Below are 21,296 nucleotides of genomic sequence, written 5' to 3' on the forward strand. Positions count from 1 at the left end.
GGCTTTTTTTATTTCAGAAAAACCAAATATGCTTTTTATCACACTTTTACAGCCGAAAAACATATACTTTAGACTCAAATCTTGGTATTATAAGGAATATAATAACTTAAAAGTATTGAGGGTGAGCGGATGGAAGTTTTCGTAGCCAGACAGCCGATTTTCACTGACACCGAGGAAGTATACGGATATGAGCTTCTGTATCGTAACAGCAAGAGCGGGATGTATCCGAATATTAATGGGGATCAGGCGACTGCTGAAGTGATCATTAACAGTTTAATGAATATCGGCATGGATTCTTTAACAGGAGGAAAACCGTGCTTTATTAATTTTACAGAAAATCTTTTAATGCAAAAACTTCCGGAGTATTTTCATCCGAGAGACGTTATTGTAGAAGTTCTTGAAACCGTAACACCGAGTAAAGAAATAACTAAAATTTGCAGAGCATTGAAGTTGCAGGGATATAAAATCGCCCTTGATGATTTTGTGCTGGATCATAATAATGTTCACGCAAAAGAGCTTCTTTATTTGTGTGACTTTATTAAGGTTGACTTTTTATCTACAACACGTGCTGAACGCTATCGTATAGAAGTGATGGCAGAACATCTGCACAAGCAGCTGCTGGCTGAAAAAATCGAGACACGCGAAGAGTACGAAGAGGCCCGGAAAGCCGGGTATACTCTGTTTCAGGGATATTTCTTCAGTCGTCCCGTGACGCTGTCTTCCTACGATGTACCGCCGTCTCTTTTATCTTATTACAGTCTTCTTAAGGACCTTGCGCATACTGAACCGAATATCGAAAAGATTTCCCAGATTATTGAACAGGACCTTTCATTATCTTATAAGCTTTTAAAGTTGATCAATTCACCTGCTTTCAGACCCGCTAACAAAATCTATTCTGTCAGACAGGCCATCGTGCTGCTGGGTTTACTTGAAATTCAGCGGTGGATCTATGTGCTTGCACTTCGTGAACAGGTTGGCGAGAGCAACCCGCTGTCTAATGAAACCGTTAAACTTTCATTAACAAGGGCTAAACTGTGTGAATTGATAGGTAGCAGAATACATGGCTCACACCGGTCATCGGCCTTTTTCTTAACAGGATTGTTTTCATTGATGGATTCCATTTTAAATCTTCCTATGAACAAAATCCTGAAAGACCTGCCGCTCCTCGATGAGATTGTTGAGGCACTGAACGGAATGGAAAATGAATTTAACAGTACCTTGAATCTTGTTAAAGCTTTAGAACGTGGTAAATGGAATGAAGCTCTTTTTTACAGCAACAAACTTCATCTTGAAGAGAGTGTTATCGGTTTATTTTATGAAGAAGCCTGTGCCTGGACAAATCAGCTGATGAGTGAAAGTCTGCTGTATCAGGAAGAATATCAAAGCGATTAATCGTCTTCAGCCAGCTCCGGAATAAATTTTTTCTGGATTTTGATGTAGCGTTTTAATTCAGCTCCAAGTTTCCCTCTGATTCCTTTGAAGGGTGTCGCATTGGCAATATCTGAAGGTCGAGGGAAAATGCCGATTGCGTTCATTTCAACCAGAACAGGTCCGTCAAAATGAATCTTTTTTGATGGATCTGTTATTTTCACTTGTACAGTTATGACATATCCATCTTCTTCAATTTTCACCACTTTACATACATGAAAGCGAAACCTCGCGTGCTCCTGATCCATTTTGATTCTCCTCCATAACAAAATTCCATTGATCTGATGGTAGAAACCCACTAATAGAAGATTGCGGCTTCCATTAAAATATGGCATTGTTAATAGCATAACGAAAGTAATAAAGGAGTATCAATATGCTGATAAAACTTGTGAAATCCCATGGATCATTAAATGATTTTATTATCATAGACGAAACAACATTATCATTCCCGTTAACTGACGATCTCAGAGAATCATGGGCCGTTACATTATGTGAGAGAAAGCATTCAATTGGCGCAGATGGCATTCTTTATATGTCTGATAGTCAACAGGCACACACGAAAATGAGAGTATTTAATAGCGATGGATCTGAAGCATCTATGTGTGGAAACGGCTTAAGATGTGCTGCGCGGTATATTGCGGAGAGAGACGGTATTGAATCATTTGATGTGGAAACGATGAAAGCGACACTGCATGTACAAAAAGAAAAACCTCTTTCGCACGATGTTCCTACTTATTCAGTTGAGATTTCACCAGTCCTGTTCAACCTGGAATCATTACCTCTTGAGCTCAATCAAGACAGCCTTATCAATGAGAAGGTCCCGGAATGGGGAACTGAACTGACTTTCACTGCCGTTGCAGTCCCTAATCCTCATTTGATTACCGTTACTGATACTGAAACGATCAATGGCGATTTACAGGAAAAGCTCGCTTCTACATTTAATCAGGATAACCCATGGTTTACTGACGGCGTAAATGTAAGCTTTGTTGTGAAAATGGATGATGGAGAATTTTTCGTTCGGACCTATGAGCGTGGAGTAGGATTTACAAATGCCTGCGGAACAGCTATGTCATCCTCAAGTCTCGTACAGGTTCTGCTTAATGAATGTCAAGCTGGTGAGCCTGTGACCATTTATAACGACGGCGGTCAGGTACGCTGTATTGTGAACAAAAAGGAAGAGCAGTATACCCATATTAACCTGATTGGGAATGCCACGTTCAGTCACATCGCAGAAGTGGAACTACAGGAAAATGGCGGAGTGAAGGTAATCGGTATTACTGAAACGGATGAAAACGGAAGATATGCCGAGATGGCTGAAGCATCACGCTCGTCTGTATTAAAGAAACTGCCGGAATTAAAATTAAAAATGTAAGAAGGGCTTAAATCGCTTTGTATGTGATCAAAAAAGAAGAGGAGGAATAATGATGTTTCAGGCTGTACCTGATGAAAGATTTATTCTTTTCTCATTTGAACACATGGTCGTGCTTGCCCTGTTTCTTATTGCTTTAATATCAGGCCTCAAAATATTTCTGAGGCCTTTTTCAGATAGATCCAAAAAGTTTTACACAAATGTTTTTATCGTCATTTTTATCTTGTCAGAGCTTTCCTATCAAATTTGGGCTGTTTCTGCAGGCATCTGGAGAGCTTCAAATTACCTGCCGTTTCAGCTTTGCTCCTTCAGTACTTTTTTCGGCATTTTCCTGCTGCTTAAAAGAAACACCTCACTTTTTTACTTTTACTTCTATATTGCGTTCTTTCCACCATTGTTTGCACTGATCACACCGGATCTGATTTATTCATTCCCTCACTACTTTTTCTTTAAGTTTTTTATTCAGCATATTGCCATACCATTATCAGCTGTTTTCCTGTTAGCAAGAGATCAATATGAGCTGCCTCCAAGGTCCATCTGGATTGCGTTTATCCTCCTTAATATAACAGCTGCCTGCATTGCACTGGTCAACCGTATAACGGGAGGAAACTATTTCTTTTTACAGGGTCCACCGGTGTCTAATACTGTTCTGTCATTTTTAGGTAAAGGCGTATTTTACATCCTTTCTCTGGAGCTTCTTGCTGTTTTACTTTTCACCCTGACCTGGTTTATTGGGTCAAAGATGATTTCTTTGAGAGACAGGTGAATACTCAAAATTGAAACAGAGGGTGTTTCGCCTTACGATTTAGTAAGGGAGGAGGAGCGTATTTGGCAAAGGGAAAAATCATTGTTGTAGGTGGAGGTATCGGTGGTCTGACAGCTGGTGCGCTTCTTGCGCAGGACGGATACCGGGTGACGGTTCTCGAAGCCTCCAGAGAGTGGGGAGGATGTGCCGGTAAGTTTGAACGCGGGGATTACTTATTTGCTTCAGGCGCTACTCTCGGTATGGGACTCGAGGAGGGAGGCATTCATGAAAGGATCTTCCGTCACTTAGGCTTGAAGGCTGAAGCCGTGAAGCTCGACGAAGTCATGAAAATCAGAAACGGTGAGCGGACACTTACCTTCCATGCTGATCGGACGAAACACGTTAACGAGCTGCAAAAGCAGTTCCCGGATTATGCGATACAAATTCAATCTTTTTATCAGGACATATACGATATCGCGGCACGTATCAGACTCCTCATGAAGAAGCTTCCTGCTTTACCGCTTAGGTCGATCAGGGAAACCATTGAACTTGCAGGCGCATTAAAGCCGGAACACGTAAAGCTGACACCAGGGTTTTTAAAAACGGTTTATTCTTTATTACGCAAACATTCCCTTCATTCCTGTAAAGGATTTATCAGCTTTATAGACGGTCAGCTGATCGACAGTATGCAGACGACAAGTAAGGATTGTGCACTATTGATGGGTGCGCTTGCGCTCGATATTTACCATGAGGGAGCCTATTATGTTAAAGGCGGCCTGTATCAGTTTGCTCATCTTCTTGTAAAAGCGGCTCAAAAAAACGGTGCGGAAATGATATTGGGCAGAAGAGTACTGAATATTAAGAAACAGAACGGAAAGCTTGAAGTGACAGACCACCGGGGAAAAGTCAGGATCGCAGACCATGTAATCTGTAATACACCTGTCCAGTCGCTGCCTTCGATATTAGAGGATGAAATATATAACCAGCTTTCCTTACCGGTAAAACGGAAGTCTGGTGAGAAAACATGGGGTACCATGACGCTGTATTTGTCATTGAAGGATGATCAGATTCCTGAAAATTTTCCTTTATTTCAACAGCTCTCTGAACCGGGTTCCGTGAGTCATGATGAGGGCAGTCATTTATTTTTATCCATCTCCGAGAAAGGTGATACGCTTCGTGCACCTGACGGCAGCCGCACGATGACGGTGAGTACTCATATCGATTTGAGTCAATGGGAAACGAAGGAGCAGTATGACAGAAACAAAGAATTGTATACGGATAAGATGATGTCACTCATTCAATACTATTATCCGTGGATTCGGGAGGCACTGATAGAATTATACCCTGGTGCACCAAGGGCATGGGAACGATTCACATTCAGACCGTCCGGAATGGTGGGAGGTTTCCCGCAAACCCGTACACATTCTCTTTTTCTGAGCCTTTCCCACCGGACGCCGGTGAAAAACTTATGGTTATGCGGAGATTCAATTTTTCCTGGTGGTGGCACCATCGGGGTCTCAGTCAGTGGATATCACTGCTTTCACTCCATCTCAGGCAGGAAATTAATTCAATAACGGTTGACAAGCAAATAAAATCATACTATTATGAATAGCAACATTAATCATTTAATGCACTGAAGGAGAGTAGTAATACTTGATTGCTTTTTTAGAGAGCCGGTGGATGGTGTGAACCGGTAAAGCAAAAGTGTGAATGGACTCCTGAGCACCGGTCTGAAATTGCAGTAGGAACCGGCGTTTCACCAGCGATACATGGTGGCGGAAACAGAATTGTTCCGCAATGAGCGGATTTCTTTTGAAATCAACAAAGGTGGTACCACGGGTCTCCCGTCCTTTTTTACAGGACAGGAAGGCCCTTTTTTGTACCTTCAAATAGTTGGACATTGATCAGGAGTAGTAAACAGTAAGCACAGTTTAGAGAGCCTGCGGCTGGTGAAAGCAGGACTGTGGCGCTGTTGAATGGACCTGTGAGTCGACATCTGAACATGAAGTAGGATGATCCGGTTTATGCCCGTTAGCGCATGTATAAGAGGAAGCAGCACAGGCTGTTTCAATAAGAGGTGGCACCGCGGATATATGTCCGTCCTCCGTACAGACATATTGTTCTGTACGGAGTTTTTTATTATTTGAAAACGGGGTGTTTGAGATGAGCAGAGTAGAGCAAAAAACAATCGGACTCAGGAAAATAGACGGGGATTCCCTGACACCTATTTCCATCTTCCAGACGATCAAAGGCAATAAGAAATGTCTGCTGGAAAGTTCATTGAAATATGAGGAGTCCGGAAGATATTCATTTATAGCTGCAAATCCCTTTATGGAATTGAAAGGGTCAGGCAGCGAGACTGAAATGAAGGATTATCAATCAAATGAAGTAAAAATTGAAAAGGTTAAACCGCTTGAAAAGTTAAAAGAAGTCATCAATTCTTATAAAGAGCTTGTTCCGGATACATTTTTATTGCCGGGTGGCGGAATTGGCTATATCGGCTATGATACGATTTCCGCTTATGAAGAAATCGGTTTTACACCGGAAGATGAACTGAAAATGCCTGACATACATTTAATGTTTTACGAGACGATAGTGATGTACGATCATAAACGCCATGAAGTGACGCTGTTTACTTTCGACCCGGCGCAGAAGGCTTCGCCTGAAGAACTGAACCTGAGACTTGATGAGCTGGAAAAGCAGTTGTTTGATTACAGTGCCATTACGCCGCAGTCCGATTTAACCGGCGTTTTACAGTACGAATCGAATATTGAAAAAGAGAAGTTTAAAGAGAATGTTGAAAAGGCAAAGGAATATATCCGAAACGGTGATATTTTTCAAATTGTTCTTTCCCAAAGGCTAACAGCCCCTTTTACCGGTTCGCCATTAACGTTTTACAGACACTTGAGAAAAGAAAATCCTTCTCCCTATATGTTTTATATCGATTTTGAAGATTATCTGATTCTCGGGGCCTCTCCAGAAAGTCTGATTAAAGTTAAAGGAAATGATGTAACGACTAACCCGATCGCAGGAACGAGGAAGCGGGGGAAAACACCTGAAGAAGATCAGGCGCTTGCAGAAGAACTGCTGAATGACATCAAGGAGCAGGCTGAACACAAAATGCTTGTTGACCTTGGAAGAAATGACCTTGGACGTGTTTGTGAAATTGGATCAATTACACTTCCTAAATATATGGTGATTGAGAAATATCAGTTCGTGATGCATATCGTATCAGAAGTGAAAGGCACGCTTCTAAAAGGAATTTCCCCGCTTGAAGCGCTGATTGCCACACTGCCTGCAGGAACGGTATCCGGTGCGCCAAAGATCAGAGCCATGCAGCTGATCAATGAGATGGAGACAGTGAAGCGCGGCGTGTATGCAGGCGCAGCAGGCTATATCAGCTTCGACGGAAATCTGGATTTTGCTTTAGCCATCAGAACGATGGTCATTAAAGATCAAAAAGCCTATGTGCAGGCAGGTGCGGGAATTGTGTATGATTCGGATCCTGAAAGTGAGTATCAGGAAACGATTAATAAAGCAAAATCTCTCCTGGAGGTAGGCGCATGATCTATTTAATTGATAATTATGATTCATTTACGTATAATTTCTACCAATATTTAAGTGAGTTTGACACGGTAAAGGTCGTCAGGAACGATCAATTTACCATAGAAGAGCTGAGACAGGAACAACCGGATGTCATTGTGTTATCACCAGGTCCGGGACATCCGGCTGATGCGGGAAAATGTATAGAAGTGATTCAAACCTTTAAAAAAGACATCCCGATCATCGGCATTTGCCTCGGACATCAGGCAATAGGTGCAGCATTTGGTGCAGAAATCATTCGTGCCGAACATATTTTACACGGAAAGGAATCCGTCCTTATTCACGATGATCCAAATCTGTTTGGTGAAGAGGAGGACCTGTCAGTCATGAGATATCACTCACTTGTGATTGATAAGAACTCGTTACCGGAGGAGCTTGAGGTCAAAGCGGTTTCCGGCGGAGATGAAGAGATTATGGCGGTCAAACACCGCGAGCATCCAATGATCGGGCTGCAATTTCACCCGGAATCAATTGGAACACTGACAGGGAAGCAGATGCTTAGAAATTGCCTGACATTGTTAAACGCTATTTAAAGGAGAGAGCTGAGATGAGAGAGTTTATTAGATTAGTTGAGAGAGATCAGCATTTAACAGTTGAACAAATGAGAAGAGCAAGCGAAAAACTATTTAATGAGGACACATCACAGGAGGAAATTAAACAATTTCTGCTTGAGCTGAAGCGAAAAGGTGAAACAGCAGATGAGATCACAGGACTCGTGTCAGTCGTCAGGGAAATAGCCGGACGTTATGATACTTCTGCTCAGCAAATTATGGATAATTGCGGAACCGGTGGTGATGGCTCTCAAAGCTTCAATATCAGTACCTGTGCAGCTTTTGTCATCGCGGGTGCAGGAATCCCGGTAGCCAAACATGGCAATCGCAGTATTTCAAGTAAAACAGGCAGTGCTGATGTTTTAGAGCATCTTGGTGTACGTCTCGATCTGACAAAAGAGGATACGAAAACATTACTTGAAGAACAGCAAATTACGTTTCTCTTTGCACCATTTGTCCACGCCGGTATTAAAAACGTCATGAAAGCAAGAAAAGAGCTCGGTGTTCCAACCATCTTCAACCTGATTGGCCCGTTAACAAACCCGGTTGAACTGGATACCCAGCTGATTGGCATCTACAGAAGAGATATGCTTCAAACAATGGCTGAAGCGATGAAGCAATCCGGCCGCAGACGCGGAGTTGTTTTAAACGGTGCCGGTCACCTTGATGAAGCCTCTCTTGCCGGAACGAATCATCTGACGTTACTGGAGGGTGGAAAAATCACATCTTTCACACTTCACCCTGAAGAAATTGGCATGGAAGTTGTGCCGAACGAAAAAATCAAAGGTGGAGACGCAAAAGACAATGCGGCAATTCTGCTGTCTGTCTTAAACGGAGAGCAATCACCGTTTAAAGAAACAGTGGTTCTCAATGCCGGGATAGCGATTTTTGCCTCAGGCAAAGCTTCAAGTGTGATCGAAGGAATAAAACTTGCGCGAACAAGTATTGACTCTAAAGAAGCGCTTAAAAAACTGGAAGCCCTTGTTGAATACAGCCGTCAAAAGGAGACAGTCAGATGACCATATTAGATCAGATTATAGAGAAGAAAAAAGAAGAAGTTGCAGCACTGGCAGATCATGATTTTACAGGTGTCATCAAAAAGCCGCTCCCACTGACATTTCTGAAAGGTCGTCACCTTGGTGTTATTGCTGAAATCAAACGGGCATCTCCATCTAAAGGATTGATTAATCCTGATATTGATCCGGTTAAACAGGCTAAAATTTACGAGCAGTTTGGAGCAAGTGCCATTTCGGTTTTGACCGATGAAGCGTTTTTTAAAGGGTCCATCGAGGATCTGAGGGCCGTATCAGCTGCTGTTTCGATTCCTGTTCTTTGTAAAGACTTTATGATTGATGAACGCCAGATCTTAAGGGCTGCTGAGGCAGGTGCATCCATTATCCTGCTGATCGTTGCTGCACTGTCAGATGAACAATTATCGAGACTTCATGCTTATGCAAAATCGCTGGATCTGAATGTGCTGGTGGAAGTTCATGATGAGGAGGAACTCGAACGTGCAATCCGTGCCGGGGCTGAATTTATCGGAGTCAACAACCGGAATCTGAAGACGTTTGAAGTAGATCTTGGAATCAGTGAACGTCTAGGGGCCATTATGAAGGATCAGAACGTATCATTTATAAGCGAAAGCGGCATTTTTACTGAAGAAGATGCAAAGAGAGCGGCTCGTGCGGGAGCGAATGCCGTACTGGTTGGGGAATCTCTGATGAAAGCAGCTGACACCGGCAATCTCTTATCGTCTTTACAGGTTCCGTTAAACGGAGATCAGACATGATCGTAAAAATTTGCGGGCTTATGAATAAAGAAGATGTTACAGCAGCGGTTGAAGCAGGGGCAGATTATCTTGGGTTTGTTTTTGCTGATAGTAAAAGAAGAATTACGTTTGAACAGGCCGGAAAAATAAGCGAAAACGTCCCTTCATACGTAAAAAAGGTTGGTGTATTCGTCAATCCGGAAGTATCTGAGATTGATGATGCGATCCGTCTTGCCGGGATTGATCTCATCCAGCTTCATGGAGATGAATCACCTGAATTTTGCCGACAAATGAAGAAACCTGTTATAAAAGCTGTCAGCATCCACTCCGAAGAGGATGTTTTACAGTTTAAAAAATTTGATGTTTACCATGCTTTAGCTGACGCACCGGGAACCGCATATCGCGGAGGAAGCGGACATTCCTTTGACTGGAATTATTTGAATACCAACGACCGGCATGATCAGCTGATCCTTGCAGGCGGACTGACACCTGAGAACGTTCAGCTTGCAATCAATGAAGTGAAGCCTGCCGGTGTAGACGTATCCAGTGGTGTAGAGACAAATGGTAAAAAAAATCATCAAAAAATGAAGCAGTTTGTAAAAAACGCTAAACAAACCGGGAGTGAAATGATATGACAACTTACGCACAGCCTGATATTAACGGTCAGTTCGGTCAATTTGGAGGACGATTTGTTCCGGAAACACTTATGAGAGCCGTTCTCGAACTTGAAGAAGCATACAAAGAAGCGCAAAATGATCCTGAATTTCATAAACTTCTGGAACATTATTTAAAAGACTATATCGGACGTGAAAATCCGCTTTATTATGCTGGAAATTTAACGAAAAAAATAGGCGGATCCAAAATCTATTTTAAGCGTGAAGATCTGAACCATACGGGTGCTCACAAAATCAACAATACGATTGGTCAGGCCCTGCTTGCGATCAGAATGGGAAAGAAGAAAATTGTCGCTGAAACAGGCGCCGGCCAGCACGGTGTTGCAACCGCCACGGTCTGTGCGCTGCTGAACCTGGATTGTGTGATTTATATGGGTGAAGAGGACATCAGAAGACAGCAGCTGAATGTCTTTAGAATGGAACTGCTTGGTGCACGGGTTGAAAGTGTCTCTCAGGGAAGTGGTACATTAAAGGATGCAGTTAACGAAGCGATGAGATACTGGGTAACCAATGTTGAAGACACCCATTATATTATTGGTTCAGTTCTCGGACCTCATCCATTCCCTCAGATGGTACGTGATTTCCAGAGTGTGATTGGGAAGGAAACGAAGAAGCAGATCCTTGTAAAAGAAGGGCGTCTTCCTGATGAAATTATTGCTTGTATCGGCGGTGGAAGTAATGCGATGGGAATTTTCCACCCGTTTATTAACGATTCAGAAGTGAAATTAACCGGTGTGGAAGCGGCTGGATCCGGTATTCATTCAGGCAAACACGCAGCAACTTTAACGGCAGGAGATGTCGGTGTTTTACACGGCTCACTTATGTACCTGCTGCAAAATGATGATGGGCAGATCCAGGAGGCGCACTCCATTTCAGCCGGTTTGGATTATCCGGGTGTCGGACCTGAGCACAGCTATCTGCATGAAACGAAGCGCGTTCACTATACATCTGTAACAGATGATGAAGCGCTTGATGCACTGCAGCTGATGAGCCGAACAGAAGGAATTATTCCTGCACTGGAAACAGCACACGCGATTCACTACGCAGTGGAGTCTGCAAAAGCGGGTAACCCCGAAGACATTATTGTTGTTTGTCTTTCAGGACGCGGAGATAAGGACGTCAATACAGTGAAGGCTGCTTTGGAGGAGAGAGAATAATGGGAAAAATCGCGATTCAGGAAGCAATCGAACAGGTAAACGCACGTGGAGCAAAAGCGTTTGTTCCGTATATCATGGCTGGAGATCCATCGTTAAGTGACCTGAAAGATCAGCTGCTTTATTTACAGGAATCCAATGCGACAGTTATCGAGCTCGGCATTCCATTTTCAGACCCTGTGGCCGATGGACCTACGATTCAGGAGGCCGGAAAGCGCGCATTAAAAAGCGGTACCACACTTCCTAAAATCCTGAGCGTTTTAAAAGAAATAAAAGATGATATAACTGTTCCAATCGTACTGATGACGTATATTAATCCTTTATTTAAATATGGTCTTGGGAAGGTATTCGAAGACATTGAAGCGGCAGGCGTTTCGGGTCTGATTATTCCGGATTTACCTTTAGAACAGTACGCGCTCATTGAAACGCACATTAAGAAAACGGACCTTGCACTCATTCAGCTGGTGACATTAATGAGCCCGGATCAGCGAATCGAAAAATTGGCCAAGCTGTCTGAAGGCTTCGTCTACGCCGTTTCTGTTACTGGCATCACCGGCGAACGTGCGACCATCAGTGATCAGCTTGAAGGATTTATCCAAAAGCTAAAAAAGCACAGCCCGGTACCGGTATTAGCCGGTTTCGGAATCTCCTCTCCTGAACAGGTTGCACAAGTTGCTTCACTCGGCGACGGCGTCATCGTCGGAAGTAAAATCGTCGACCTCCAGAACAAAGGAGAACAATCTAAAATAAGAGAACTCATCCACGCAGCAACACAACCGTCTGTGATTTAGGATAAGTCAGCCTGTAGAGTAAAGCAAAAGCTTGGTACGGCTATTCCAATTATGATAAATGAAAAAGCAAACTGAAATGCATACACAAAGGGCAGAGGGGCATCCGCAGACTCCTATGGCAAAGGGACAGGTGAAACCGATGCGCGAGCGCAGCGGGTTCACCTCCCGGCCTCAGAAAAGCGAAGACGGGCGTTTAGGGACGTACAAACTGGACCGGCCCCGACGGAGCTGGACACAGAAAGCGTAGGATTCCCCTCAGCCCGGTATTTATATTTTGCAACCTAAAAAACCGGTTTCTATAATGGAAACCGGTTTTACTTTTGTGAATCAGGTAAAATAGATAAAAAGAGCATGACAGAGGTGACCCACATTGACTAGAATCCTGCTGATTGAAGACGAGAAAAATCTGGCACGCTTTATAGAGCTGGAGCTTAAATATGAAGGATACAATGTTACGGTTGAATATGATGGGCGGGATGGACTAAATCTTGCGCTGACTGAAGAATTTGATTTGATTCTCCTGGATTTAATGCTTCCATCCTTAAGCGGTATGGAGATATGCCGCAGAATAAGACAGTCTAAAGATTTACCTATCATAATGATTACTGCAAAGGATGGAGTGATGGACAGAGTATCAGGTCTTGACAGTGGGGCAGATGACTATATTGTCAAACCTTTCGCCATTGAAGAACTGCTTGCCAGAATGCGGGCGTTACTCAGGAGACTGACACCGACTGAGGGTGAATTCCTGTCACACAAAGATATACAGGTAAACCCTGTATCTTATAAGGTAACAAAAGGAAACAAAGAATTGACTTTAACCAAACGTGAATTTGACCTTCTGAAAATGCTCCTTGAGAATAAAGATATCGTTTTGACACGTGACCGGATTCTTGAAAAGGTCTGGGGTTTTGATGCAGAAGTAGAGACCAATGTAGTAGATGTTTATATTCGCCATCTCCGAAATAAGCTGGATCCTGCAAACTCTTCCTCTTATATTAAAACAGTCCGTGGAACAGGGTATGTGATCCGATCATGAAAAAATTAAAAGAAAAATGGCTTCATTTATCCATCAGGTGGAAATGGACTTTTTCAGCTGGCGCATCAATTTTTTTATCATTTTCCATCTTCAGTATCATCTTGATATTTGCGATGAGTCAGTGGATGCTGCAGGAGGAAGAAAATTCGGTACGCTCAGTGGTTGCTGATCTTGAACGGTTTTATCAGAGCAGAAGCCCCGTTATTACCATGAATGATGTAGAAGACAGCAGGGAGCTTGCACAGCAGATCTATGATCAGGGTCAGATCATTACATTTTACAATGCTGATGGCTATGAGTTGTTTACGTTGCAGCGTCGTGGAGAGGCAGAGATTTCAGTGCCATTTATGCCTGTGTCGGAACCCGTTCTTTCAGAAGAGCGAATTGAAGGACGTAACATATTATTTGCTGCCTTCCCTGTCGAATCACAGGGGTTCAATGGCTATATTTATGTTATTCATCCTCTTGACTCCTACAATTCCATGGTGAGCTATATGATCGTTTTATCAGTTATTTTAGGACTCGGAGCTCTGTTATTCAGTACAGTTGCCGCCTATTTTTTATCAGGGAAGTTTATTCAGCCCGTTACTGAACTCGGTAAAACGATGAAAAAAACACAGCAGGAAGGTTTTCAAAATCAACTGTTGATGCCTGAAGTGCAGGATGAGGTTGGCGGTTTGATTGAAATCTTTAACGATATGATGCAGGAGCTGGAAAAAAACTTTCTGAAGCAGCGTCAATTCGCGGAGGATGCTTCACATGAAATGAGAACCCCGCTGCAAATTATCGAAGGTCATCTTGCCCTGATTCAGAGATGGGGAAAGAAAGACCCTGAAGTGCTTGAAGAATCGTTATCAATTTCTCTTCAAGAGCTCGAAAGAATTAAAAAACTCGTCAATGATCTTCTGCTGTTATCTAAAGCAGACCGCGACATGGTAAGAGAACATCCAGTTCAGGTCAACCCTGCAGACATCATTCAGACTGTATGTACGAAAATGAAATCGATCTATCCAGATCGCAGCATTACATGTCAGGCCGAAGACGCTCCGATCGGAATAGAAAAAGAGCATTTAGAGCAGGTACTTATTATCTTCATAGACAATGCTTTGAAATACTCTCCTGATGACGCACCTGTCGAATTATCAGGCAGAAAACAAAACAATAGGTATGAAATGATCATTACTGATTATGGTGAAGGAATACCAGCTGAACACCTTCCGCACATTTTCGACAGGTTTTACCGTGTCGACAAATCAAGAAGCCGTGAAGCCGGCGGCAACGGTCTTGGGCTGTCTATTGCCAAGCGCCTTTTAGACATGTATAAGGTCGGTGTAGGGATCACCAGTTCACCAGAAGGCACAAAAGTCAGGATGGAATTTCCAATCTATACAGAAGGACAGGGTGTAAAAGAGTGAATTACTATTCACTTTTTTACACTCACAATTTTTAAAAAAATTCATCGAAACGCTTTATCTCAGTCCTTTACAGTGATAAAATGGCTCTGTAAGCGTTTTAGTGATTTATAAAACTATATTTACATAGCATTTCTGTAAATTTATACATTTCAGAAATGTCCAAGACGTTGGAGGTTTTCAAAATGAGAAAACAGGCGGAGCAGGACTCATCTTTATTAAGTTTTTCAGGGCCAAACCTTGGCTATATGATGGAGATGTATGATCTTTATCTTGAAGATCCGTCATCGGTTGATGAAGAACTGCAGCAATATTTTAAGGAAAATGGTTCCCCTTATAAGTCTGGGAATCAGAAAGCAGAAGTCAACATCGAAGGAACTGATTACAGCAAGGTGATTGCAGCGGTTCAACTGGCCGACAGCATTCGTGCATACGGACACCTTGCAGCAGATATTAATCCGCTCCATGACAAGAAAAAAGACACAGAAAGAATTGAACTTGAAACTTACGGACTGACAAAAGCAGATCTTGAAAAAATCCCTGTCGATATTTTAATCGAAAATTCGACTGATGAAGTGACAAATGGATATGAAGCCATTGAGTATTTAAAGAAAATGTACACGCGCACCATTGCGTTTGAGTATGCTCATGTTCATGACCGCGAGGAAAAGAAGTGGCTGAAAAACTACATTGAATCCGGTTCACTGGATGCTTCAATAACGGATGACAAAAAGAAAGAAATCTTAAACCGTCTCGTTCAGGTTGAAGGGTTTGAAAACTTTGTTCATAAAACGTTTGTAGGTCAGAAACGTTTCTCTATCGAAGGTCTTGATGCGATGGTTCCATTACTTGATGAAATTATTCAATCGACCGTAGAAAAAGGTGCCCGTTCGATTAATATCGGAATGGCTCACCGTGGACGTCTGAACGTACTGGCACACGTGCTTGAAAAACCGTATGAAATGATCTTTGCAGAATTTCAGCACTCACCAAGTAAAGATCTGATCCCGTCTGAAGGATCAATCGGGATTACATATGGCTGGACTGGTGATGTGAAGTATCACTTAGGTGCAGACCGGAACCTGGCTAAAAACGAAGCAAAAACACGCATTACACTTGCAAATAACCCAAGTCACCTTGAGGTTATCAGCCCGATCGTAGCCGGCTATACAAGAGCGGCTCAGGAAAACCGTTCTGAAGCGGGTATTCCGGATATTAAAACGGAATCCTCACTGGCGATTATGATTCACGGTGATGCAGCCTTCCCGGGTCAGGGCGTTGTAGCAGAAACACTGAACATGAGCCAGCTGCGCGGCTACCATACCGGCGGATCCATCCACGTGATTGCCAACAATATGATCGGATTTACAACAGAATCATTTGACTCACGTTCGACACAGTATGCTTCTGATACGGCAAAAGGATTTGAAGTGCCCATTCTTCACGTCAACGCAGATGATCCGGAAGCCTGTCTGGCAGCAGCCATCATGGCGAGCGAATACCGTGCGACGTTCAGCAAAGATTTTGTCATTGATCTGATCGGTTACCGCCGTTTTGGCCATAACGAAATGGATGAGCCGATGGTAACGAACCCTGATATGTATACGTATATCAAAAACCATGATAACGTACGTAAGCTTTATGAGGATAAGCTTGTAGGAAATAAAACGCTGTCAGCTGAAGAGGCGCAAAAAATGAGGGAAGACCACATGGCTCACCTTCAGAAAGCATATGATTCGGTGCCGAAATCAGACAAAGAGCGCGATATTTCAATGGAACCGCCGGAAGATGTGACAAGTTCGCTTCATGATTTTTCAACAGGCGTTGAGCTTGATCGTCTGACTGCCATGAATCAGGACTTACTTTCATACCCTGAAGGTTTTAATGTATTTAAGAAGCTTGAAAAAATCCTTCAGCGACGACAGGACCCATTTGAAAAAGACGGAAAAGTAGACTGGGCTCACGCTGAGACACTGGCCTTTGGTGCGATCCTGCAGGATGGTACACCAATCAGACTCAGTGGACAGGATTCCCAGCGCGGAACTTTCGCTCACCGTCACCTTGTCCTTCATGATGAAAAAACGGGTGAAGAATACACGCCGCTTCATCATATCAAAGATGCAAATGCTTCCTTCTGCGTTTATAACAGTCCTCTGACAGAGGCTGCAGTAGTAGGATTTGAATATGGTTATAATGTCTTTTCGAAAGAGACGCTTGTGCTCTGGGAAGCACAATATGGTGACTTTGCCAATATGGCGCAGGTTATGTTTGATCAGTTTGTTTCTTCAAGCCGTGCGAAATGGGGACAGAAGTCAGGTCTTGTCATGCTTCTTCCACATGGTTATGAAGGACAAGGTCCGGAGCATTCATCAGCCCGTATGGAGCGATTCCTTACACTTGCTGCTGAAAATAACTGGACGGTCGCAAATCTGACAAGTTCTGCACAGTACTTCCACATTTTAAGAAGACAGGCCGCGATTCTGAAAAAAGAGGAAGTCAGACCGCTCATCATTATGACACCGAAAAGTCTCTTAAGACATCCACTCGTTTCGAGAGGTGTTGAAGAGTTTACCGAAGGCGGCTTCAGACCGCTGATTGAGCATCCGGAGCTCGGTAAAGAGACTGATCAGGTAGAGCGTATTGTTCTATCAGCTGGAAAAGTTGGCATCGATCTGCTTGAACGTGCTGAAAAAGAAGAAAACAATGACTGGCTGCACCTGGTCCGTATCGAAGAGATTTATCCTTTCCCGATGCAGGAAGTAAGAGAGATCTTCAGTCGATATCCTAACCTGAAGGAAGTTGTCTGGGTACAGGAAGAGCCTAAAAACATGGGTGCATGGACATTTGTTGAACCAAGACTTTTAGAGCTCGCACCGGAAGGCGTCAAAGTCGATTATATTGGAAGAAGACGCCGAAGCAGTCCGGCTGAGGGAGACCCTACCGTTCATAAAAAAGAGCAGGAAAGAATATTAGAACAATCCGTAGTCAAAGGGAAAGAATAGAGGAGGAAGTCGCAGTGGCAGAAATTAAAGTTCCAGAATTAGCTGAATCAATTACAGAGGGTACAATCGCACAATGGCTTAAACAGCCTGGGGATCAGGTTGAAAAAGGCGAATACATCGTTGAACTTGAAACAGATAAAGTAAACGTTGAAGTGATTTCAGAAGAGGCCGGCGTTATCAAGGAACTGAAAGCCGATGAAGGAGACACTGTTGAAGTAGGACAGGTTATTGCCATCGTTGAAGCTGGTGAAGGCGGAAGTACAGCATCAGCTCCTGAGACTGCTGAAGAAGCACCGAAAGAGAGTCCGGCTCAGGAAAGCAAGGAGAAGACGGCTGAAGTAGCAGAAGAGAAGAAAGGCCGTACGATTGCATCTCCTGCAGCAAGAAAGCTGGCAAGAGAAAAAGGAATCGACCTTTCTGAAGTATCGACGGTTGATCCGATGGGCCGCGTGAGAAAACAGGATGTTGAGAATCACGGATCAAAGCCTGCTGCTTCAGAGCCTAAAAAGGAAGCACCAAAAGCAAAGCAGGAGTCTGCACCGAAGAAAGAAGATACTAAACCGGTTGTCCGCGAAAAAATGTCTCGCCGTCGCCAGACCATTGCAAATCGTCTGGTAGAAGTACAGCAGACTGCAGCCATGCTGACAACATTTAATGAAATCGACATGACTTATGTGATGGATCTGCGTAAACGTAAAAAAGACCGCTTCTTTGAAACGCATGACGTCCGTCTTGGATTTATGTCTTTCTTCACGAAAGCAGTTGTTGCAGCACTTAAGAAGTACCCGTATGTGAATGCTGAGATCGACGGAGACGAAATCGTTCTGAAAAAATATTACGATGTAGGTGTAGCAGTTTCTACTGAGGACGGTCTCGTTGTCCCAATCGTCAGAGACTGTGACCGTAAAAACTTCGCAGAGATTGAGCAGGAAATTGTAAACCTTGCTGAAAAAGCGAAGAGCAAAAAGCTTCAATTAAGTGATTTGCAGGGAGGATCGTTCACCATCACAAATGGCGGCGTATTCGGTTCACTGTTATCAACACCAATTTTAAATGGCCCGCAGGTTGGTATACTCGGTATGCACACGATCCAGTTGCGTCCGGTTGCCATTGATGCAGAACGTACACACAATCGTCCAATGATGTACGTGGCACTTTCTTATGATCACCGTATTATTGATGGAAAAGAAGCGGTTGGATTCCTGAAAATGGTCAAGGAACTATTGGAGAATCCGGAAGATCTTCTTCTTGAAGGTTAATGATTAAAGGTGAAGCCTGACTCATCAGGCTTCACCTTTTTTTGACCAATTAAAAACACGCAGAACAATGTCTGCGTGTATGTAGCCCTTATTTTCTGTTTCGTCCGGCGTTAATGCCTCTTTTTTGAATTTCCTTGCGTAAAATCACCTGAGTATCGTGTTCTCCATGTTTCTCAGCGTCACGGTAAGCGGATAAAAGCTGTTCGTTACTCAAAATTTTCAATGGATGAAACCTCCTTAGTGATCTTTTTAATGGAATATTCTAATAATTCCATTAACCATATTATACGCTCATCTTGAGGTGTCATCAACAGCATTCCATCATTGTTACTGAATTGTATTATTTAAGTATTATTTTTGTTAATCATGTCGAAGTCTAAGCAAATCAGCATGTTTATATTAGCCTTCATAGTGGAAACAACAGTGCAGTTACGACATAATTAGGTTAAAAAGGACATGATCTTATGCAGCAGTTCCACCTCGATGTAATTAAGGGAAGGGGGTCCCACTTTGAACTTGGAAAACAGGCAGGAAGATTATTTCAACAGACCCCTCTCTATCATTCTCACGTAAAACGGCGTGACCGCTCAAAAAAAGCGTATCACACGGATGAAAAAATCGCGAAGTCTTATTTTGATCAATTTTCTCCTGGGCTGTGGAATGAGCTGGAAGGGCTCAGCTCTGTCATGGCTTGGGACACTTCGGAAGTAATTCACGAATATTCCGGCTGGCAGCAGGACTGGAAAAAATCAGGCTGTTCAGTACTCATGAAAAAGGGCTATTTTGCCCGTAATTATGATTATCACCCTAAAACATACGAAGGCAGGCTGATGCTGTGGCAACCAGAAAGAGGTTACGCATCCATCGGGGTTGCAGGAAGAATGATAGGAAGAATTGATGGAATGAATGAAAAAGGACTTTGTGTTGGTTTTCATTTTGTTAACCGGAAAAACCCCGGTAAAGGCTTTACATGCTCGATTATCGCCCGCTTTCTGCTCGACAGCTGTTCAACCACAGATGAAGCCGTAGCGATGCTAAAAGAGATTCCTCATCGGCACGCCTTTAATTACACGCTTTATGATGCACACGGTAAACATGCTGTCGTAGAAGCTTCCGCACTCGGGGTCGCCGTCCGTAATGAGGAAATGGACACAGCCTGCACAAATCATTTTGAAACTTCGATAAAATCATCTGAAAACCGTTATCAGCTAAAGGAATCCATCAGCAGACTTCATATGATCCACCAGCAGGGGCAAACAGCACATAACCCATTGGAGGCCTTTAAGAAGTTCAACGATCCTGCATATGGGATTTTCAAAAAGAACTATGGAAGCTGGGCTGGTACGATTCATACCGCTGTATATCAGCCTTCAACATTAAAAATGTTTTTTGGAGCCGGACAAAATGCGGTTCCCTTGGAAATCGATTTTGGTAAGTGGCTTCAGGGAGAACGTTTTCCTGTGACAAAAGTTTTCGGCAAAATTGATTCAGCAGAAGCGTTCAGTCACGTGAATCAACCTTCAACATCTTCTTGATGAGCGGATGGTTAAACGATATACTGATCATACAAACGTAGGAAAGGGGTCTGAATGGATGATTCACTTGGATTGGGAAAAGCGTGAAACCATTAAGCAGGTTAAGTGTGTACACGATAATGCTGCAAAGTACGTTGTTAATAATGTACTGACGGTAGGAAAAACATATGACGTAAAAAATGAAACCGAGGAATTTATCTTTATTATTGATAATAGCGGAAAGATCGGCGGTTTTTACAAAAACTATTTTGAAGCTGTATAAACAGCTGAATGATAAACATTAGAGGCCCTGAATGAGGCCTCTTTTGTAGTTTAATATTCATCGCTTACCCGTATATAGTATTTTACATATAATGGAAAAACGATGAAAAGACTGATATAACAGCAGTTAATGACCACATTGCTCAAAAATATTTCTTTTCATTCATTTTCTTTCAAATTATAATGAACATATACTAATTTGATTTATTGAGGAGAGAACCGAATGTTTGATGAAAGAACGGCTTTGAAAATCAGGCTCGAGCAAATGGTTGATTCTGAAGAGCGGATCTTAAATGAGTTCAGAAAAGAAAGAGAAGCCATTCTTACACGACTGCGTGAGCTGGATAAAGAAGAAGGCCTTGCTGTTTCCTCACAAATGGCGACTGAAGAGAACAATCCACTGCCTGCGGCAACTGAAAAGCCTCGTAAAGTAAAGGATATTGGAAAATCCAAGAGGATGCATGAAGCAGCGTTTACCATCTTGAAAAGCACCCTTGAGCCGATTAAAGGAACGGATATTCAGGACTTTATTGAAAAAGAAACAGGGTATAAAGTTGCCAATATCACAACATTTATGAAGACAATACAGAAAAAAGACTCGAATGTGAGAAAGCTGGATCGCGGTCTTTATATTTATGAATCTCAAAAATAATCTGCAGACCAAAAAGCATGGACTCATCGTCCATGCTTTTTGATTAAATATGT

20 protein-coding genes and 2 other annotated features are annotated in these 21,296 nt (G+C 42.9%); of the genes, 18 read left to right on the top strand and 2 right to left on the bottom strand.

Going from position 1 to position 21,296, the window contains the following annotated elements:
- Positions 1-129 precede the first annotated feature (129 nt).
- Positions 130-1,392: an EAL and HDOD domain-containing protein gene (locus H7968_RS06330; RefSeq protein WP_227395364.1), complete on the top strand. Its 1,263-nt coding sequence runs from the start codon at positions 130-132 to the stop codon at positions 1,390-1,392.
- Here H7968_RS06330 and H7968_RS06335 read toward each other — a convergent pair.
- A complete protein-coding gene (locus H7968_RS06335; protein WP_227395365.1) occupies positions 1,389-1,676 on the bottom strand; it encodes a hypothetical protein in 288 nt (95 codons plus the stop codon). The two genes, H7968_RS06330 and H7968_RS06335, sit on opposite strands and share 4 nt — an antisense overlap.
- Before the next feature lie 125 nt (positions 1,677-1,801).
- Here H7968_RS06335 and dapF point away from each other — a divergent pair, with 125 nt between their 5' ends.
- The 14 genes from dapF (at position 1,802) to odhB (ending at position 18,795) form a co-directional block, all read left to right on the top strand.
- The gene (gene dapF, locus H7968_RS06340) at positions 1,802-2,800 is read left to right on the top strand and encodes a diaminopimelate epimerase (protein ID WP_227395366.1); all 999 of its coding nucleotides are present in this window, start codon (positions 1,802-1,804) and stop codon (positions 2,798-2,800) included.
- Between the two features lie 52 nt (positions 2,801-2,852).
- Positions 2,853-3,563: a TMEM164-related integral membrane acyltransferase gene (locus H7968_RS06345; protein WP_227395367.1), complete on the top strand. Its 711-nt coding sequence runs from the start codon at positions 2,853-2,855 to the stop codon at positions 3,561-3,563.
- Between the two features lie 62 nt (positions 3,564-3,625).
- Positions 3,626-5,116 (top strand): FAD-dependent oxidoreductase, encoded by a 1,491-nt coding sequence (locus tag H7968_RS06350; protein WP_227395368.1) that lies wholly within the window; start codon positions 3,626-3,628, stop codon positions 5,114-5,116.
- A gap of 50 nt (positions 5,117-5,166) precedes the next feature.
- Positions 5,167-5,397: a binding site (T-box leader), on the top strand.
- A 36-nt stretch (positions 5,398-5,433) separates the two neighbouring features.
- Positions 5,434-5,650, top strand: a binding site (T-box leader).
- Between the two features lie 55 nt (positions 5,651-5,705).
- Positions 5,706-7,109: an anthranilate synthase component I gene (gene trpE / locus H7968_RS06355; RefSeq protein WP_227395369.1), complete on the top strand. Its 1,404-nt coding sequence runs from the start codon at positions 5,706-5,708 to the stop codon at positions 7,107-7,109.
- A complete protein-coding gene (locus tag H7968_RS06360) occupies positions 7,106-7,678 on the top strand; it encodes an anthranilate synthase component II (protein WP_227395370.1) in 573 nt (190 codons plus the stop codon). The genes trpE and H7968_RS06360 overlap by 4 nt, the downstream gene beginning before the upstream one ends.
- A gap of 14 nt (positions 7,679-7,692) precedes the next feature.
- Positions 7,693-8,715: an anthranilate phosphoribosyltransferase gene (trpD, locus tag H7968_RS06365; protein ID WP_227395371.1), complete on the top strand. Its 1,023-nt coding sequence runs from the start codon at positions 7,693-7,695 to the stop codon at positions 8,713-8,715.
- On the top strand, positions 8,712-9,485 hold the full coding sequence (gene trpC, locus H7968_RS06370; RefSeq protein ID WP_227395372.1) for an indole-3-glycerol phosphate synthase TrpC: 774 nt from the start codon (positions 8,712-8,714) through the stop codon (positions 9,483-9,485). Before trpD ends, trpC begins: the two co-directional genes overlap by 4 nt.
- A complete protein-coding gene (locus tag H7968_RS06375) occupies positions 9,482-10,099 on the top strand; it encodes a phosphoribosylanthranilate isomerase (RefSeq protein WP_227395373.1) in 618 nt (205 codons plus the stop codon). Before trpC ends, H7968_RS06375 begins: the two co-directional genes overlap by 4 nt.
- A complete protein-coding gene (gene trpB, locus H7968_RS06380; protein ID WP_227395374.1) occupies positions 10,096-11,295 on the top strand; it encodes a tryptophan synthase subunit beta in 1,200 nt (399 codons plus the stop codon). Before H7968_RS06375 ends, trpB begins: the two co-directional genes overlap by 4 nt.
- Positions 11,295-12,083: a tryptophan synthase subunit alpha gene (trpA, locus tag H7968_RS06385; protein ID WP_227395375.1), complete on the top strand. Its 789-nt coding sequence runs from the start codon at positions 11,295-11,297 to the stop codon at positions 12,081-12,083. The genes trpB and trpA overlap by 1 nt, the downstream gene beginning before the upstream one ends.
- A gap of 370 nt (positions 12,084-12,453) precedes the next feature.
- On the top strand, positions 12,454-13,122 hold the full coding sequence (locus H7968_RS06390) for a response regulator transcription factor (protein WP_227395376.1): 669 nt from the start codon (positions 12,454-12,456) through the stop codon (positions 13,120-13,122).
- Positions 13,119-14,537, top strand: coding sequence for a sensor histidine kinase (locus H7968_RS06395; RefSeq protein WP_227395377.1), 1,419 nt, complete (start codon positions 13,119-13,121; stop codon positions 14,535-14,537). Before H7968_RS06390 ends, H7968_RS06395 begins: the two co-directional genes overlap by 4 nt.
- Before the next feature lie 182 nt (positions 14,538-14,719).
- A complete protein-coding gene (locus tag H7968_RS06400) occupies positions 14,720-17,536 on the top strand; it encodes a 2-oxoglutarate dehydrogenase E1 component (protein ID WP_227395378.1) in 2,817 nt (938 codons plus the stop codon).
- Positions 17,537-17,550: 14 nt separating this feature from the next.
- Positions 17,551-18,795, top strand: a complete 1,245-nt coding sequence (gene odhB, locus H7968_RS06405; protein ID WP_227395379.1) for a 2-oxoglutarate dehydrogenase complex dihydrolipoyllysine-residue succinyltransferase — start codon at positions 17,551-17,553, stop codon at positions 18,793-18,795.
- Between the two features lie 88 nt (positions 18,796-18,883).
- On the opposite strand, the gene H7968_RS06410 is transcribed toward odhB, so the two are convergent.
- Positions 18,884-19,018, bottom strand: a complete 135-nt coding sequence (locus H7968_RS06410; RefSeq protein WP_134371480.1) for a sporulation histidine kinase inhibitor Sda — start codon at positions 19,016-19,018, stop codon at positions 18,884-18,886.
- A gap of 241 nt (positions 19,019-19,259) precedes the next feature.
- Here H7968_RS06410 and H7968_RS06415 point away from each other — a divergent pair, with 241 nt between their 5' ends.
- From H7968_RS06415 to H7968_RS06425, 3 genes are all read left to right on the top strand, one after another.
- Entirely contained in the window at positions 19,260-20,330 is a 1,071-nt protein-coding gene (locus H7968_RS06415; protein ID WP_227395380.1) for a C45 family autoproteolytic acyltransferase/hydolase, read from the top strand.
- Between the two features lie 58 nt (positions 20,331-20,388).
- The gene (locus H7968_RS06420; RefSeq protein ID WP_227395381.1) at positions 20,389-20,592 is read left to right on the top strand and encodes a DUF6501 family protein; all 204 of its coding nucleotides are present in this window, start codon (positions 20,389-20,391) and stop codon (positions 20,590-20,592) included.
- A gap of 222 nt (positions 20,593-20,814) precedes the next feature.
- A complete protein-coding gene (locus H7968_RS06425) occupies positions 20,815-21,243 on the top strand; it encodes a Rok-like winged helix domain-containing protein (RefSeq protein ID WP_227395382.1) in 429 nt (142 codons plus the stop codon).
- The last annotated feature ends 53 nt before the right edge of the window (positions 21,244-21,296 follow it).

Origin of the sequence: Jeotgalibacillus aurantiacus (assembly GCF_020595125.1) — a bacterium.
In the GTDB taxonomy this organism is placed as follows: Bacteria; Bacillota; Bacilli; order Bacillales; family Jeotgalibacillaceae; genus Jeotgalibacillus; species Jeotgalibacillus aurantiacus.

Coding starts and splice junctions, on each gene's coding strand:
- H7968_RS06345 (WP_227395367.1), top strand. CDS start 2,853: ATGTTTCAGGCTGTACCTGATGAAAGATTTATTCTTTTCTCATTTGAA.
- H7968_RS06330 (WP_227395364.1), top strand. CDS start 130: ATGGAAGTTTTCGTAGCCAGACAGCCGATTTTCACTGACACCGAGGAA.
- trpD (WP_227395371.1), top strand. CDS start 7,693: ATGAGAGAGTTTATTAGATTAGTTGAGAGAGATCAGCATTTAACAGTT.
- H7968_RS06400 (WP_227395378.1), top strand. CDS start 14,720: ATGAGAAAACAGGCGGAGCAGGACTCATCTTTATTAAGTTTTTCAGGG.
- H7968_RS06425 (WP_227395382.1), top strand. CDS start 20,815: ATGTTTGATGAAAGAACGGCTTTGAAAATCAGGCTCGAGCAAATGGTT.
- dapF (WP_227395366.1), top strand. CDS start 1,802: ATGCTGATAAAACTTGTGAAATCCCATGGATCATTAAATGATTTTATT.
- trpC (WP_227395372.1), top strand. CDS start 8,712: ATGACCATATTAGATCAGATTATAGAGAAGAAAAAAGAAGAAGTTGCA.
- H7968_RS06395 (WP_227395377.1), top strand. CDS start 13,119: ATGAAAAAATTAAAAGAAAAATGGCTTCATTTATCCATCAGGTGGAAA.
- trpB (WP_227395374.1), top strand. CDS start 10,096: ATGACAACTTACGCACAGCCTGATATTAACGGTCAGTTCGGTCAATTT.
- H7968_RS06375 (WP_227395373.1), top strand. CDS start 9,482: ATGATCGTAAAAATTTGCGGGCTTATGAATAAAGAAGATGTTACAGCA.
- H7968_RS06335 (WP_227395365.1), bottom strand. CDS start 1,676: ATGGATCAGGAGCACGCGAGGTTTCGCTTTCATGTATGTAAAGTGGTG.
- H7968_RS06420 (WP_227395381.1), top strand. CDS start 20,389: ATGATTCACTTGGATTGGGAAAAGCGTGAAACCATTAAGCAGGTTAAG.
- trpE (WP_227395369.1), top strand. CDS start 5,706: ATGAGCAGAGTAGAGCAAAAAACAATCGGACTCAGGAAAATAGACGGG.
- H7968_RS06415 (WP_227395380.1), top strand. CDS start 19,260: ATGCAGCAGTTCCACCTCGATGTAATTAAGGGAAGGGGGTCCCACTTT.
- trpA (WP_227395375.1), top strand. CDS start 11,295: ATGGGAAAAATCGCGATTCAGGAAGCAATCGAACAGGTAAACGCACGT.
- H7968_RS06360 (WP_227395370.1), top strand. CDS start 7,106: ATGATCTATTTAATTGATAATTATGATTCATTTACGTATAATTTCTAC.